This window comes from Ureibacillus yapensis (genome assembly GCF_003515775.1).
Lineage (GTDB): Bacteria > Bacillota > Bacilli > Bacillales_A > Planococcaceae > Ureibacillus > Ureibacillus yapensis.
This window is the reverse complement of the sequence record NZ_QWEI01000004.1, coordinates 151,524-167,094: the sequence shown is the minus strand read 5'-3', so window position 1 is coordinate 167,094 and position 15,571 is coordinate 151,524. Positions and strand designations below refer to the sequence as shown.

Annotated in this window: 15 protein-coding genes and 1 riboswitch; of the genes, 3 read left to right on the top strand and 12 right to left on the bottom strand. The window is 40.1% G+C overall.

From position 1 onward, the window contains the following. Positions 1-161: 161 nt before the first annotated feature. Both D1B33_RS09940 and D1B33_RS09935 read left to right on the top strand, forming a co-directional pair. Positions 162-725, top strand: a complete 564-nt coding sequence (locus D1B33_RS09940; protein WP_118876233.1) for an NADPH-dependent FMN reductase — start codon at positions 162-164, stop codon at positions 723-725. A gap of 16 nt (positions 726-741) precedes the next feature. Further along, positions 742-1,674, top strand: coding sequence for a DsbA family protein (locus D1B33_RS09935; protein WP_118876232.1), 933 nt, complete (start codon positions 742-744; stop codon positions 1,672-1,674). 161 nt (positions 1,675-1,835) lie between these two features. Here the strand turns inward: D1B33_RS09935 and D1B33_RS09930 are convergent, their stop codons facing one another. From D1B33_RS09930 to D1B33_RS09910, 5 genes are all read right to left on the bottom strand, one after another. After that, positions 1,836-2,210, bottom strand: a complete 375-nt coding sequence (locus D1B33_RS09930; protein WP_118876231.1) for a nuclear transport factor 2 family protein — start codon at positions 2,208-2,210, stop codon at positions 1,836-1,838. A 53-nt stretch (positions 2,211-2,263) separates the two neighbouring features. After that, positions 2,264-2,689 (bottom strand): SRPBCC family protein, encoded by a 426-nt coding sequence (locus D1B33_RS09925; RefSeq protein ID WP_118876378.1) that lies wholly within the window; start codon positions 2,687-2,689, stop codon positions 2,264-2,266. 451 nt (positions 2,690-3,140) lie between these two features. Then, positions 3,141-4,214, bottom strand: coding sequence for an ABC transporter substrate-binding protein (locus tag D1B33_RS09920; protein ID WP_118876230.1), 1,074 nt, complete (start codon positions 4,212-4,214; stop codon positions 3,141-3,143). Positions 4,215-4,232: 18 nt separating this feature from the next. After that, positions 4,233-5,057 (bottom strand): ABC transporter permease, encoded by an 825-nt coding sequence (locus D1B33_RS09915; RefSeq protein ID WP_118876229.1) that lies wholly within the window; start codon positions 5,055-5,057, stop codon positions 4,233-4,235. Then, the gene (locus D1B33_RS09910) at positions 5,054-5,860 is read right to left on the bottom strand and encodes an ABC transporter ATP-binding protein (RefSeq protein ID WP_118876228.1); all 807 of its coding nucleotides are present in this window, start codon (positions 5,858-5,860) and stop codon (positions 5,054-5,056) included. The genes D1B33_RS09915 and D1B33_RS09910 overlap by 4 nt, the downstream gene beginning before the upstream one ends. Before the next feature lie 273 nt (positions 5,861-6,133). Between D1B33_RS09910 and D1B33_RS09905 the strand changes: the two genes are divergently transcribed. Continuing rightward, positions 6,134-6,898 (top strand): IclR family transcriptional regulator, encoded by a 765-nt coding sequence (locus D1B33_RS09905; RefSeq protein ID WP_118876227.1) that lies wholly within the window; start codon positions 6,134-6,136, stop codon positions 6,896-6,898. Between the two features lie 98 nt (positions 6,899-6,996). Here the strand turns inward: D1B33_RS09905 and D1B33_RS09900 are convergent, their stop codons facing one another. From D1B33_RS09900 to D1B33_RS09870, 7 genes are all read right to left on the bottom strand, one after another. Next, entirely contained in the window at positions 6,997-7,776 is a 780-nt protein-coding gene (locus D1B33_RS09900; RefSeq protein ID WP_118876226.1) for an energy-coupling factor transporter transmembrane component T family protein, read from the bottom strand. Beyond that, entirely contained in the window at positions 7,757-9,430 is a 1,674-nt protein-coding gene (locus D1B33_RS09895; RefSeq protein ID WP_118876225.1) for an ABC transporter ATP-binding protein, read from the bottom strand. The genes D1B33_RS09900 and D1B33_RS09895 overlap by 20 nt, the downstream gene beginning before the upstream one ends. Further along, on the bottom strand, positions 9,427-10,005 hold the full coding sequence (locus tag D1B33_RS09890) for an ECF transporter S component (protein WP_118876224.1): 579 nt from the start codon (positions 10,003-10,005) through the stop codon (positions 9,427-9,429). The genes D1B33_RS09895 and D1B33_RS09890 overlap by 4 nt, the downstream gene beginning before the upstream one ends. After that, entirely contained in the window at positions 9,998-10,603 is a 606-nt protein-coding gene (locus D1B33_RS09885) for a YkoF family thiamine/hydroxymethylpyrimidine-binding protein (protein WP_118876223.1), read from the bottom strand. The genes D1B33_RS09890 and D1B33_RS09885 overlap by 8 nt, the downstream gene beginning before the upstream one ends. A gap of 101 nt (positions 10,604-10,704) precedes the next feature. Next, positions 10,705-10,810: riboswitch (TPP riboswitch) on the bottom strand. 128 nt (positions 10,811-10,938) lie between these two features. After that, on the bottom strand, positions 10,939-13,527 hold the full coding sequence (locus tag D1B33_RS09880) for a cation-translocating P-type ATPase (RefSeq protein ID WP_118876222.1): 2,589 nt from the start codon (positions 13,525-13,527) through the stop codon (positions 10,939-10,941). Between the two features lie 493 nt (positions 13,528-14,020). Then, entirely contained in the window at positions 14,021-14,743 is a 723-nt protein-coding gene (locus D1B33_RS09875; RefSeq protein ID WP_118876221.1) for an amino acid ABC transporter ATP-binding protein, read from the bottom strand. Then, positions 14,730-15,404: an amino acid ABC transporter permease gene (locus tag D1B33_RS09870; RefSeq protein ID WP_118876220.1), complete on the bottom strand. Its 675-nt coding sequence runs from the start codon at positions 15,402-15,404 to the stop codon at positions 14,730-14,732. Before D1B33_RS09870 ends, D1B33_RS09875 begins: the two co-directional genes overlap by 14 nt. Between the last annotated feature and the right edge of the window lie 167 nt (positions 15,405-15,571).

Here is a 15,571-nt window from a genome sequence, read left to right as displayed (position 1 = left end):
TTTCACTCCCACTTTTTCAACAATTCCATCGATGTGTTGGATATCCGACATATCGAACGAACTATTGGTTTTGCTTTGTTTCGTTATCTTCTAAGATACCATTATAAGGAAAAATAACAAGGCTTCCCTAACAAGAAGCCACCAATTAGGAGGAATGCAAAATGGTTAAAATCGCAATTCTTACAGGAAGCACTCGGGATGCTCGAGTCAATATTCAAGTAGCGGAATGGGTAAAATCCATCGCCGACATACGTAGTGATGCAGAATACGAATTAGTGGACATCAAAGATTTTAATTTACCAAAGTTCAACGAGCCTATCCCTGCCATTATGTCCCAAGAGTACAAGGCACCAGAAGCACATGTATGGTCCAAGAAAATCAGCGAATTCGATGGGTTCATCTTTGTAACTCCTGAATACAACAAAGGGATTACGTCTGGTTTAAAAGATGCCATCGATTATTTATATGTTGAGTGGAATAACAAGGCTGCCGGCGTCGTAAGTTACGGTTCAACTTTAGGGGTGACAGCAACAAACGACTTGCGCTTAATTCTTAGCGTTCCAAAAGTAGCAGTCGTTGGGCCGAGTGTTGCCATGAGTTTGTTTACCGACTTCAAAGATATGCACATCTTTGATCCCGCGCCATACCACGAAGATTCTTTAAACAAAGTATTGGACGATGTAGTGGCATGGTCAACTGCATTACAAACTGTTCGAAATAAATAGAAAAGAGGGAATGAAAATGACAAACCATAATATGATATGCGATCTTGAAACAGGAATTTGTGGAGCAGCTGGTGAGGACGAAATGGAGATGATTGATTTCAACCAATCTCAAAAATCTATTGATGTTTATTATGTAACTGACCCAATCTGTTCGCACTGCTGGGCAATCGAGCCTGTTCTTCGTCGATTCAAAGAGCAGTATGGACATTACTTTAACTTTCACACGGTAATGGGTGGATTGCTGGAAAAATGGGGCGGGGGCCCGGTCGATCCCGGGAACGGCATTTTTGGACCTGCAGATGTGTCTGGCCACTGGCGGGAAGTGGGGGAATATTCACGCATGCCGATTGATGGCTCGCTCATGATTGACAATCCCGTTCAATCATCCTATCCGCCATCCCGTGTGTTTAAGGTGATTCAAAGACAACATAATGATGAATTGGCCTATGCATCTTTGCGCCGTGCAAGAGAAGCGCTTTTCGCCTTCAATCAAAATATTTCGGACCCATCTGTTATGAAGGAAATCGTAAACCACCTTGGCCTTGACGGAGAAGAAATTATCAAAGAATCCGAACAACCGATTGGACAACAATTACTGAACGAAGATTTTGCCCTTGTAAGAAAACTTGGCGTGAGAGGCTTTCCAACCATCATTATCATGAATAAAGAAAACCAAGGCGTCAAAATCGTTGGCGGACGTTCGTTTGACTATTATGTTGATGGCCTAATGCAAGTGCTGAATGTGGATGAACTGCAGCCAAAACAGCAGCCAACGCTTTCTGACTTGCTCCAAAGAGAAAAACTTCTGTTTTCTAAAGAAATTGAAGTCATGTATGATATTGAAAAATCAGAGGTTCAAGCTTTTATTGAGAAGGAACTTTCAGCTGAGAATTATGAAGCAAAGGAAATTTTGGGTGAATGGTTTTTTACGGCTGCGAAACATTCTTAAAATAAAATAGCACCCCAATTGTTAGCACAATCCAACAATTGAGGTGCCGTTTTTTTAACAACAAACACTGCAACAAACAAGCACATTTCAGCTATAGAAAAGTCCAGGAATCGACTCAATATCGAACCCATGCCCATGATTGACTTCAACAAAAACCTACATCAAAACACACCATTCTCATTGGGGGAATTCTCCGGTATCGGCTGCCCCACGTCCCACAATTCGACGATAAGGTCGTTATGAAAGCGAAAGATATGAACCACAGCTACCCCAAGTTCTTCTGGCTTTTGCTTTACATGAGAGTGAACCATAACCATATCACTCTCTCCGATAACACGTTTTACCTCAAGAACTTTGTGAGGATTCTTGGTGGCGTTTTCTTCCATTGCGATCATGAGTGAGTCAGCATCTCCACTGAAAAAAGGATTATGATGAAGGAAATCCGGACCGATGTACCTTTGGTATGCTTCCCGTACTTTCCCCGATGAAACTAGCTGCAAAAACGACGCAGCCTTCTCTTTAATAGAATTATTCATTGCAAAATCATCCTTTCTAAATTATTCAACCAAAAGCTAAGAAAGGACAATTCTTAACTTTTTATGTGAGCGTCAGGAAACCGATCCGAAACAAGGTTCAAGACGATGTTATGTTCAAGAAGTGCTTTTAAACCACATAGCACAATTGTAAATCCTCCTGTTGAATCTATCACTTGATTGACTATTTCATTTGGATTCCCTTTAAATCCTTCATTAATAATTGTAACTAAGGTTCCTTCTGTCCGAGGTGTAAAAATCCACTCCACGGTAGTGTCATCGTCAAATTTGATGAGAATTCTCTTGTTTTGTTCTAATTGTTCAACCGTTAGTTCAGCAGAAACTCCGTACATCTCCCAATCCCAACGAATACGCTTTCCCTCTTCCAATCTTCCGCTGCTTTTGGTAAACCAGAATTTTGTAGTAAGGGTAGGATCTATAAAAGCCTCAAATACTTCTTCAACCGGTTTTCTGATCAACATTTCTATTTTGGCAGTTGATGCATCTTTCAAGTATGTATCCTCCTTTTTTTCAGTTCTGCACTACTAATATTACCAATAGTATACCTTTTTCAACAAAACTGCCTTAAAAATTCCCCAAGCAAATAAAAGAATCTTTCTTCAACTGGTTTAATATAATTGATTTTGTTTTAAAGTTTGAACAATAGATGGGACCACGCTTCTTGGATAGTAGTAGGTTCTCGTGATAGTGAAGTTACTACTTACTATCAATCTTTTTTATTCAATCAACAGAATAAATCCCCTTAATATACTTGTAATATCAAGGGGAATAAAAAATTTTTATAGGTTTTCAAAGCGAGATTTCTACTTTTTGCAAAAAAGTCTATTTTAACTTCAGTTCAATACAGATGTTTTTTATCCTCTGTAAAGAATGTGAGACTGTGATGCCCATTTTCTTAGCGTTAGAAATTGCTCACTCAAAATCGTTTATTTTTTCCAGGAAACTCGAATCTAAATAATTATTCAAATCTAAGTCATTTTTTACAACCGGATTATCGCCTACGCTAAACTGGTCAACTAGTATTTTCCAAGAATCTTCGTAGATATAGCCATATCCTTTTTCAGGTTCAATAGGAGTGGAAAGATTAATGAAGGTATCCAGGAATAGTCTGCCTAGCTCTTCATCCATATATTGTTCAGGAACAGCTTTTTTCATCACTTCGAACGCCTCGTCCGGATTTTTGATAGAAAAATCTGTTGCCTTTGCTACGGCACGTGAAATTTTTTCAACCATTTCAGGGTTTTCTTTTAATGTTTTACCATTTGCAACAATTCCTGTTGAAGGAAGAGATTTATATTCTTCAGGAATCAAGGATTTGGATTCAAAACCTTTCGCATAAACGGAAATTAAATCATGAGCTCCTCCACTATAAGCATCTACCGAACCTTTTTCAAACCCTGCCAAAATCGAAGTAGCTTCCGTTCCAATGGCACGGATCGTCACATCCTGATCAGGATTTAGTCCCGCACTTGTAAGGATTGATCTTACCATTGGCACTTCCCCTCCACCGAGGTCGCTGACACCAATAACTTTTCCTTTCAACTCACTAATATCATTCACCGCCGAGTCTTTTGGAACAATGAAATCAAATAAGTTGGTTACATTGACTTGATAGACTACCTTTATATCAATCCCCTTATCCCAAGCAGGCAAAAGTGATGATACAGCCGTAATTCCAACATCCACCGTTTCAGCTCCAACTTGTTGGATTACATAGGTGCCGCCTTTTCCAGCCACTAGCTCGACATCCAATCCTTCCTCTTCAAAATAACCATTCTCTTTAGCAATATACGCATAATACATTGCGTTCCCTTCTGCGGCCAATAATAGCTGCACCTTTTCCAAATCGCCTTTAGTAGACGAGCTGCTGTCTCCGCTTGTTGGAACCGTCTGGGATGAACTTGAGGACGAACTTGAAGACGAACTTGAACATGCACCAAGAATTAATACCAAAACCAAAACTACCAGCAACTGAATTCTTCTCATTTCCATACCCCCGTTTATTTAATTGTTATTATCCCGATCTGCCCAGAAAATCAGCTTTTTATCTAACCATTCAATTAGTAAATATAGAAGCAATGCGATGATTGACAGTATGACGATTAATGCATATACCTTCCCCATCTCAAGTTGGAAGTTGAAAGTATCCAGTAGCATTCCGATCCCTTCGTTCGCCCCGACAAATTCTCCAACAATCGCTCCAATTAAAGCAAAGGTTAATGAAGACTTTAAACCTGCAAAAATAAATGGAAGGGCTGTCGGTAATGAAAGCTTAAAGAAAGTATCCTTTTTCTTTGCTACCAGCGACTGAAATAACAGTCTGCTCTCTTCATCTACAGACTTCAATCCCACAACTGTATTAACGAATGTTGGGAAGAAACAAATTGTAATCGCCATTACAATCTTGGCAGTGGGACCAAAACCAAACCATGTTACAAAAATTGGCGCAAGTGCAATTTTGGGAATTGCTTGAAATACAACAATAAAAGGATTCAGGACTTTATATAAGGTAGGATTTGATGAGACCACGATGCCTAAAATAATTGCCAGGAAAGATCCTATAAAGAATCCTGCAATCGTTTCGTAAAGCGTGACGCCAAGATGCAAATATAAAAAGGAAGATGCCAGCAACTCAAGGGTTGCACTAAAAACTACGGTTGGTGCTGGAAGAATCAGAGGATGCAAAACGCCAATTCTGCTCAAAATTTCCCAAGCAGCCAGCAATAATACTAACAAAGCAATAGAAAGCAAGGCTTCTTTTTTAAATATTTTCCTTATAAAACCGCTTTTACTTTGCACTGGATCTGCTTTCTCCAAAGTCGCTTTCATTTTCTGCCCACCCCCAACAGATCCCGAATATGAAGCACATATTCAGAGTATTGTTTTGTGGCCATGACTTGGTCCGTTCTTGGCTTTGGTATATTGATATCAATTGTTTCGAGCACATGGCCTGGATTGATTCCCAAAACAACTACTTTATCCGACATAAGAACAGCTTCACTGATATTATGAGTAACAAGTATGACTGTTTTCCCGCTTTGTTCGGCAATATCCATTAGTGAAAAGTTAAGTGTTTCACGAGTGAATTCATCCAATGCCCCAAACGGTTCATCCAACAGCAAAATATCCGGATCTGTCATTAAAGTTCGTGCAAGTGAAATTCTTTGCTGCATCCCTCCGGAAAGTTCTTTGGGATAATAGTGCTCATAGCCTTTTAAACCAACCAGCTCCAATAGTTGTCCTATCCGCGCATTCGCTTCTTCAACGTTCCCTTTCGAAAGCTCTATAGGGAGAAGCAAATTTTGCTGGACGGTCCTCCAAGGAAGCAACACAGCTTTTTGAAACATAAATCCCACTTTCTTGCTTGGTCCAGTAATTGCATGTCCATCAATCTCTAAACGACCACTCGACTGGTCAAGCAATCCGCCAATAAGTTTTAATAGCGTAGACTTACCGCAGCCACTTGGACCCAACAGTGATATAAACTCTCCAGCTCTAACATTTAAATTGATATTCTCTAGAACAGTAACTGCTGAATCCCTTTTATCAAATGACTTATAGATATTATGAATTTCAATTTGATAGTTTGTTTCAAGATTTCGATCTAAGGCATCATTTACTAGTATCGACACTTAAACCCCTCCCCATGAGATGAACAGTATTTCGCTATTATCATTGAGCACCCATCAATCGTTTCCCATTAATTGTTTACTAAGTTGATGTAAACCCTTCCAAAAATATTCTTTTTAATGATAATTCCGCCCCCTCTTTAACTATCTTTACAGGTTTAAGGAAATATTTGTATAATCAATATAATTTCACTGCATCCCAAATACAAGAACCGTGTCCCTATATCGGGGACACTTGGCTACTTTTTTAGAAAATTCAAAAAAAGGAGTGAACCAATGGATAATTCTCAAGCAAATTTACTTTCATCTGTCAAAAATACATTGAAAATCTTGAAAGCATTCAGCATGGATACACCACAAAAAGGCGTAAGAGAATTAGCAAATGAACTAGATCTTGGAAAAAGCAGTGTGCAAAGAATATTAGCAACACTAGCATCAGAAGGATTTGTAAAGAAAAATAATGAGAGCAATAAATATGAACTTGGGGTCTCTGTTTTAGAATTAAGCTCTATTGTACTAGGTCACCTTGATTTGCATAAAGAAGCGTTGCCGATCATCAAAAGGTTAGTGGAAAATTGGAAGGAAACTGCACACTTGGCAATTTTGGAAGAGATGCAAGTTGTTTATCTTTGCAAAATCGAAAGCACTAACTCGATTAAAGTAATAACTCATTCCGGTCTGCAAAATCCTCCCCATTGCACAAGTTCAGGAAAACTACTGCTAGCTCACAGTAATCCTACCGTGATAGAACATGTGATAAAAAATGGGTTAAAAAAGTTTACCCAAAATACTATTACCGATCCAGAAATCTTTCGAAAAGAATTGGCATTCATCTATGCGAGAGGATATTCGGTTAGCAATGAAGAATTGAATCCAGGAGTGATTACTATATCTGCCCCAGTAAGAAATTATAATGGAAATGTCATAGCTGCCATAAATTTTGCAGGACCAAAACATCGCTTTACAAAGCAGCGCATCGAACTTTTAGCAAAAGAATTGATCCATGCGGGGAATATGATTTCTGAGAGATTGGGGTATTAGCAGCATTTCAATTGCGACTCGAGCACTTGTACATGCCCTGCCCTTTTAATGAAAGACTTAAGATAAAGCCCTCTTCCAATCCGGAGAGGGCTTAAATATTATAGTTCACCATCATACAGCTTCAAAAAACCAAGCGAGGAAGATGTATACACTGCTGCTGCATAAAGAGCAAGCATAATCACGAGAAATAGCCAATCTTTCTTAGTGATTGTGAATTGCCTCAAAAAGGTTCGATTCCTTTCGCCTGTAAAGCCTTTTGATTCCATCGCAGTGGCGGTTCTTTCAGCTTTTCTTATGGCGCTTGCAAGAAGTGGAATGGCATAACGCTTATACTGACTCCACTTCCCTCTGATGGTAGTTGCCTGATGCACACCTCGAATTCGATACGCTTCCCGGATGATCTTCAGTTCGTCTTTCATCATGGGCAGAAACCGATACCCAGCCAGTACTCCATAAGCAATCCTTGGCGACAATTTAAGTTGCTGTATCAAACTTAAAATAAAATGTACAATATTGGTCGTAAAAATAAAGAGCAATGATAAGGCAGCAACACTTAGAACACGCAAAGCCAATGCCAGTGCGACAATAAAAGATTCACGTGGAAATTCAAAAGTCCAAATCGTGATTACTTCATCTGGACTATTCGGTTGTTTCCCAAAAATCAATGTGGTCCAGAACATGCCAAATGAAAACAGGAGAAAAGGCAGAAAGTAAAGAAAATATCTTTTCCAATTCACCTTTGCTCCAACCAACATGAGCAATACCGTACTAAAAAGTAGAATGGAAGGGGTAACCGGATCGAACACTAACGCGAGCAGTACCACCAGAATTACTACTGTTACAGCTTTCATCGTCGGATTAAGTTGATGCAAGAACATAATCATGATCTTCCTTTTCGCATAGTCGCTGTATTTTTACTTGAATCGGTAGATCAATTCCCCACTCTTGCAGCACCTCAATAGGTTGTTGCCAAAGTTCAGCAGGTGTACAATCTGCCACAACCATTCCCTTATACAAGACGATTATTCGTTCTGCGTAAGTATGAGCGAGATCCATGTCATGGGTAATCATAACAATGCCGGTACCTGTTCGATACCGCGCATCCAACATACGCATCATTTCCTCGTTTGTCGACGCATCTTGTCCGAAAGTGGGTTCATCTAAAATAAGCATTTTTTGTTCATCGACAATCATGGCGCCAATACTTAACCTTCTCTTTTGGCCTTGACTGAGTGCATAAGGATGCTCGTTTGAATAGTCAGTTAATCCGAAATGTTCTAGTATTCGACCTACACGCTGCTGTATTTCAATTTCACGTATACCCTTCATTTGTAGACTAAAGGCGATTTCATCGTAGACTGAATTCATGATAAATTGATGTTCGGGATTTTGAAACACATACCCGATTTCCTTTCGAAGCTCCGTTTCGCTCCAATTGTGCAGAGCTTTGTCATGCAACAAGACAGTCCCATTTGTAGGTCTTTGCAGGCCTGAGAGAATCCTGGACAGAGTGGTTTTCCCGCTTCCATTCGCCCCAACAATCGCCACAAACTCCTGTTCCCCAACGGTTATTGAAATATTTTTCAGAATATCTTGGCCGTTGACTATAAAAGAAACATCATTACATTCCATGAATACATCCTGAGTTTCTCGTTCATTTTTTTCAGCGTTTCCCTCCCATTGAGCGTTAGACCAAAGATGAGCTTCATGTGAGAACTCTTCCAATGTTAAGGGAATAACACTGGAATCAGGACCTGCATACGGTAAAAGCTGCTGGACTACTTTGGGGAGCCAGATCCCCTCTTCTTCAATTTCCTTTCGTTGTGAAAGAATCGCATGCCGCAATGATCCATCATAAAAAACCGATCCCTTTTTATTGAACAAGAGGCATCGATCGGCCAATTCGGTCCACTCATCAAGCTGATGCTCGATAATAATCAATGAAAATCCAATCTCTTTTTTCAATTGCTTAATAGTTTGAATCAAATCCATTCTGGCGATTGGATCGAGATTGGCGGTAGGTTCATCTAAAATAAGCAGGCTCGGCTTCATCGCAAGAATACATGCCAAGGCAATTTTTTGTTTCTGGCCTCCCGATAACGTTGAAATGGTTGATTGTTTAAAATTCTCCATGTTCACCAGGTGTAAAGCATGGTCAATTCGTTCTTCTATCTCTTCCCTTGGGACGGATATATTCTCCAAGCCAAATGCAACCTCGTCTTCCACAGTCAGCATACAAAATTGTGTTTCCGGGTCTTGGAAGACAACTCCTACAAAACGGCTTAGCTGACCAGGTTTATAGGAAGTTGTCGGTTTCCCATTAATCATGATTTCTCCTGACATTGTCCCGTCCAATTCACGAGGGTAAAGTCCATTTAGGCAAAGCGTAAGCGTACTTTTTCCGCATCCACTTGGTCCAAGAATCATAATACTTTCACCTTGCTCTAACGAAAATGAAAGTTCGGACAAAATATCTCTTTCCGTGAATTCGAACCGCAACGAAAGATTTTGAACCTCAACAAGGGATGTCATGCTACTTTCCCCTTCCGAACCTCTTTCCCGAGTGCATAGCTTGAAAGCACACCTGTTTTGGCAAGTCCGTCGCTAATAACTTTTCCAAGAAGACCTGCAATCAAGGCACCACTGATAACGCGTGCAGTGAACATTGCGATCACATAACCAGTTCCAAGTGCTGCAAAACCACCCATAAAATATCCGTAAATAAAGCTTGTTACAGCAGAGCCAACTCCCGCGAGCATAAGAACCCATGTGGAATAGTTTCGGTATCTTGTTGCTGCAAAGACTGCTTCTGCGCCAATACCTTGAATCATGCCAGAAATGATCAACATAGGACCAACCGCATTCCCGATCAGCACCTCAACCATAGCGGCAATTGTTTCAGATAAGAAAGCAGCTCCTGGTTTCCTGATAATATAAGCAGCAATGATCGAAACGATAAACCAAATACCAAAAATTAAATCATAGCCAATGGGACCAAAGAAACCAACGAGCAACTTACCGAGAGGCAGGAACGCCAAGTATACAACAGCGAAAACAACGGACAATGCAGAAAGCACAACAATTTCTTTAAAACGCCAATTATTCATTTTGGTCACCTCCGTGCGATGGACTATTCGCTGAGATACTTACTGTCATGACAGTGTGACTGGAGCCAGCATTTACAACTTCCTCGAATACGGTTTGAAGGCCCTTGAAAATTTTTGAAGCGTCTCCTTCCAGACGTGTTGAATAATGAGCTGGTGTCACAGACGCATATTCCTTTATTGCTTCAATTTGTTGATAGATGACATCCATGTATGAATCATTTCCTAACGGATATAAAGAGAACTTTGCTGCGATGTGTTGATTGATTTGCTCACACGTGAGAGCATTGGCAGGCTGATCATCTTCAACCAGATAGACATCACCTTGTGAATCTCCTGGACAGCCGATGGAATAGGTCGCTTGAAAAGCAATATGCTTTCCCGACTTTGCCGCATTTAGAAAAATGGCACTGGTAACATCAAAAATATGCACCATTTTCCCACGAACAGTTGTTGTCACATCATCTGTCTTCATCCATACCTTTGCTGTATCGACTTCCTTAAGTGCGCCTGTGATGATGTCGATAAAATCATCACTCATTGGGTGCAAGGAAAAACTAGCGCCCGCAATTTTACTGGTTCCACAACTTTGATTTGTCATTTTACTTCCCCCTCATCGAATGTTTTCTTGCTCAAAGACAACAAAAAACTGCATCCCAGAGGAATGCAGTTAGAGTATTTAATGACAAAATGAAAAAGGTAAATGACCTAACCGCACTTCCCCACGCTGGTATTATCCAGATCGGGTGCAAAGAGTCAGAACAAACAGTTCTTCTCAGCCATTTACATAGCTCCCCTAGTGCTTATCTCGGTATGCAGTTTTCTATCTAGAACCATAACAAAGGATTTTCTGTTTGTAAAGGTATTTTAAGAGAATCATCAAAATATTATGTTTTTTCTAATTTATTATGGGAATTGCAGATTCCCGTTCCCAATCTAACGAACCCTAAATAACAGTTTCTTCACCTGAATCAGAACCAAGGGAATCAACGAAAGTGCATATATCATTAGATATTGGAATTGGTTCAAGGCTGCTACTTCAAATAATCCTGTAATAAGGACGAAGTTTAGTAAGATAAACCCGATTAAAAATGCAATCCACACCGCTAAATTTGAGAAGATTCCCAGTTTAAAGATCGATTCTTCCGAGCGGCAATTGAAGCCGTGGAACAGTCTGGATAAACAGAGTGTCGCGAATGCCATCGTCGTGGCTACTCCTGTATCACCTGATGATAATCCCAGTTGGAAGGCGATGATAGTCACTGCCGCAATAATAAGTCCTTCAAACCCTACTTGGGAGACAAATTTTTTATTCAGCAACGGCTCATCGGTGTTACGCGGTTGTTCCTTCATAAGTTTCTTGTTATGCGGCTCTAACCCAATGGCAATCGCTGGCAGACTGTCTGTCAATAAATTGATGAATAACAGATGAACCGGCAGAAACGGAACTGGCAAGGCAAAAAGTGTGGCATATAGCACAACAAAAATTGCGCCTGCGTTCCCGGATAATAAGAATTGAATCGCATTTTTAATATTGGCGTAAATGCTTCGCCCATTTGAGATGGATTTAACGATGGTTAAAAAATTATCATCAGTTAAAATCATCGAGGACGCATCTTTTGCCACTTCTGTTCCGGTTTTACCCATGGCTACACCAATATCCGCTTGTTTTAATGCCGGCGCATCATTCACACCGTCTCCCGTCATGGCCACGACATGTCCTTTTTCTTGCCAAGCCTTCACAATTCGGATTTTATGCTCTGGTGAAACACGTGCATACACCGAGATTTTTTCCACCTGATTCTTCAATTCTTCATCTGAAAGCTTTTCAATTTCCTTCCCTTCAATCGCTTCATTCTCTTCTTTTAATATTCCCAGTTGTTTCGCGATTGCTGCCGCGGTGATTTTGTGGTCGCCTGTAATCATGATAGGTTTGATGCCCGCCTTGATACAATCCGCAACGGCTTGTGCCGATTCTTCGCGAGGTGGGTCCATCATGGCGATTAATCCGACAAATGTTAAATCCCGCTCATCTTCTTCTCTTATATGGGTAGAGAATGCGTCTTTATACGCAATGGCAATGACTCTTAATCCGTCATTTGAAAAGGTTTGATTGGCCTGTTTGATTCTTTCCAGTTGGTGTTTCGTGATTACGCCATTACCTGATTCGATTCGATTAAGGCGAGGGAGAAGCACATCCACGGCCCCCTTTGTAATCATCACGGAACGATTTCCCATTCGGTTCACCGTACTCATTAATTTACGAGTGGAATCGAAAGGCAATTCACCGACACGTGGATGAAGGCCCCTTACAATATGCTCATTGAGTTGATAGTCGCGCCCTAATTTTACAAGGGCTAATTCTGTTGGATCGCCAAATTGTTTATCCTCCAATATCACCGAATCATTGCAGAGAATCGCCAAATCGAGCAATTTTTTATGGCTCTGGTTGTTCAGGTGCAACTCGTCAACCGAGAAAATTTCTTCGCCTGTATACACCTTTTGAACAGTCATCTTGTTTTGCGTCAGTGTCCCGGTTTTATCGGAACAGATGATCGACACACTGCCCAGACTTTCCACGGCATGCAATTTCCGGATAATCGCGTTTTCTTTCGCCATATGCTGCGTCCCTAGCGCAAGAACAATGGTAACAATCGAACTGAGTGCTTCCGGGATTGCCGCTACGGCCAATGATACGGCGAACATAAAGGAATCAACCAACTCTCGTCCTCGAATAATATCCAATCCAAATATAATGACACAAAGGATGATGATCCCGATGGCTAGACGTTTTCCGAATTGGTCAAGGCTGACTTGCAATGGTGTTTTTTTCTCTTTTGCCTCATCCAGCAGACTTGCGATTTTCCCAATCTCTGTTTCCATTCCAATAGAAGTAACAATCGCTTGTCCACGTCCACTGGTTACAAAACTGCCGGAGAACACCATATTCCTCTGATCGCCAAGAGCAATATCCGGTTCGTAAATGGTATTGGCCATTTTATCGATTGCCAATGACTCCCCGGTTAAGGAACTTTCGTTTATTTGCAATCGATAACTTTCAATCACCCGACCATCAGCACTGATAAAATCCCCCGCCTCCAAGATGAGCAAATCTCCAACGGTCACATCCTTTGAGGGTATTTCAATAACTTGTCCCTCACGCAATACTTTCGAAACGGGCGCTGCCAATTCTTTCAAACTATTTAGCGATTTTTCTGCTCTTATATGCTGAATCGTTCCCAGAATCGCATTCAACACAATCACTACTAGAATGACAATAGAGCTTTCCACATCTCCCAGAAACATAGAAATAATGGCAGCGACCATTAAAATAATGACTAAAAAATCCTGAAATTGCTCTATTAAAACCTGCATCACATTTTTCTGTTTACCTTCTTTCAGTTCGTTATAGCCATACCTTTTCTGCCGATAACGAACTTCGTAATCCGTTAGCCCATGCTGCGTGACATCCAACTTTCTCATTACTTCTTGTTCAGATGCTCGGTAGTATTCTGTAGCATTCATGAGAAACCCCCCTCTTTTAAGTTTTTAGAGTACTGTAGCGAAGTTCTATAAAAATATGTTGATCAGTTTAAAGCAACTATTAAAGTAACCACTTTATAATTCCGAGAACTCTCACAAGAACACTGTATGAGAGTTTTAATGTTAAAATGAATAACTAGCAATAAAAAAAGAGATTTACTTCTTCTCCTGTCAAAAAGACGTAATCTAAGTTAAAGTTAACTCCCAGAAGAAATTCACCATTCATAAATGGAAACTGGGAAGGGCCAGAACACAAAAAAACATCAAAACCCTATAATTAGAGGGTTTTGATGTTCAGTTCTTTATTTCCGTTCTATAGCAACTAAAAATATTCACCCATAACTAGGAAAACAATACTAGTATTAATCGGAGTTAGCGGATTTCCCTATCGGCTGGAAGGAATTTTTTATCCAATTTTAAAAGGATGTCCAGCTAAGACATCCTAAGTTTTCACCATATAAATTTGATATGATTACTATAATACTTTCGCTAAAAAGCTTCGGGTACGTTCTTCTTTTGGATTACTGAAAATTTCAGCGGGAGTTCCTTCTTCCACTAGGTACCCTTCATCCATAAATATCACACGGTGCCCCACCTCACGGGCGAATCCCATCTCATGTGTAACAATAACCATTGTCATTCCTTCATGGGCTAAATCACTCATTACCTTTAGTACTTCCCCAACCATTTCCGGGTCAAGGGCGGAAGTCGGTTCATCAAATAGCATAACTTTCGGTTTCATCGCCAAGGCACGAGCAATGGCAACCCTTTGCTGTTGGCCACCTGAAAGCTGATCTGGATAACTATTTTCCTTTTCTTGAAGCCCCACCTTTTTTAGCAATTCGCGGGCAATTTGTTCACTTTCTTCTTTACTTTTTTTCAAGACCTTCATGGGACCTATTGTAATATTTTCCATGATGGTTAAATGTGAAAATAAATTGAACTGCTGGAAGCACATACCTACATTTTGCCTCAACTGATGAATGTTGGTTTTCGGATTTGTTAATTCCATCCCGGCAATTTCGATCTTTCCGTCCGTTGCGGTTTCCAATCCGTTTAGACAACGCAAAAATGTACTTTTACCGCTTCCGGAAGGGCCAATTATTACGACAACCTCTTGATTTTGAATTTGAGTACTTATTCCTTTTAAAATCTCAAGATTTCCAAAGGATTTGCGAAGATTTTCAACGTTTATCAAGTTGAAGCCTCCTTTCTAAATAACCGGCACATTGTGACACCATAAAAATAATAATGAAATAGATTATTCCAATCAAAAGCCAAATGGTAAACGGTTCAAATGTATTCGAAATAATGATTTGCCCACGGTATACTAAGTCAATAATTCCAATCGGAGCCAGTAAAGAGGTATCCTTGATTGTCTGGGCCGATTGATTAACAAGAGGTGGAATCATGCGTTTAAATGCTTGCGGCAATACAATATACCGCATGGTTTGGTGGTCGGTCATTCCTATACTTGCCGCTGCCTCTTTTTGCCCCCGATTGACGCCAAGAATTCCTGCACGAATAATTTCTGATATATAAGCACCCTCATGCAATCCCAGCGTTATTGCTGCAGCAACGATTGGATAAAGCCTTTGTCCAAACCATTCATTTAATGGTAAAATTCCAGTTAAACCAAAAACAATAAAAAATAGCTGGACAAGTAATGGCGTAGAGCGGAAAACTTCAATATAAGCCGTTGATAACCCTCGTAAAACTTTAAACTTTGAAAGTTTCATTAAGGCTGCAATTAAACCGAAAATGATTGCCAGAATGATTGCTACAATTGAATAATAAATTGTTAATTTAAGACCTTCCAACAAAAGCGGAAGGTTCTCTCCAATCACTTGAAAATTCATAGTACTCCCTTCTTTCTAAAGGATTATAGATGTCAAAACGTACTCTGCAAGGAGAAGTAAAAGTAACTAAGCGGGAGTTCAACTGCCATGTAAAGCCGATGTCAACTAACAACCTTGAATTAAATAATTGCCTCCGAATTTCATTTTTTTTGTTAAAGGAGCAAAAG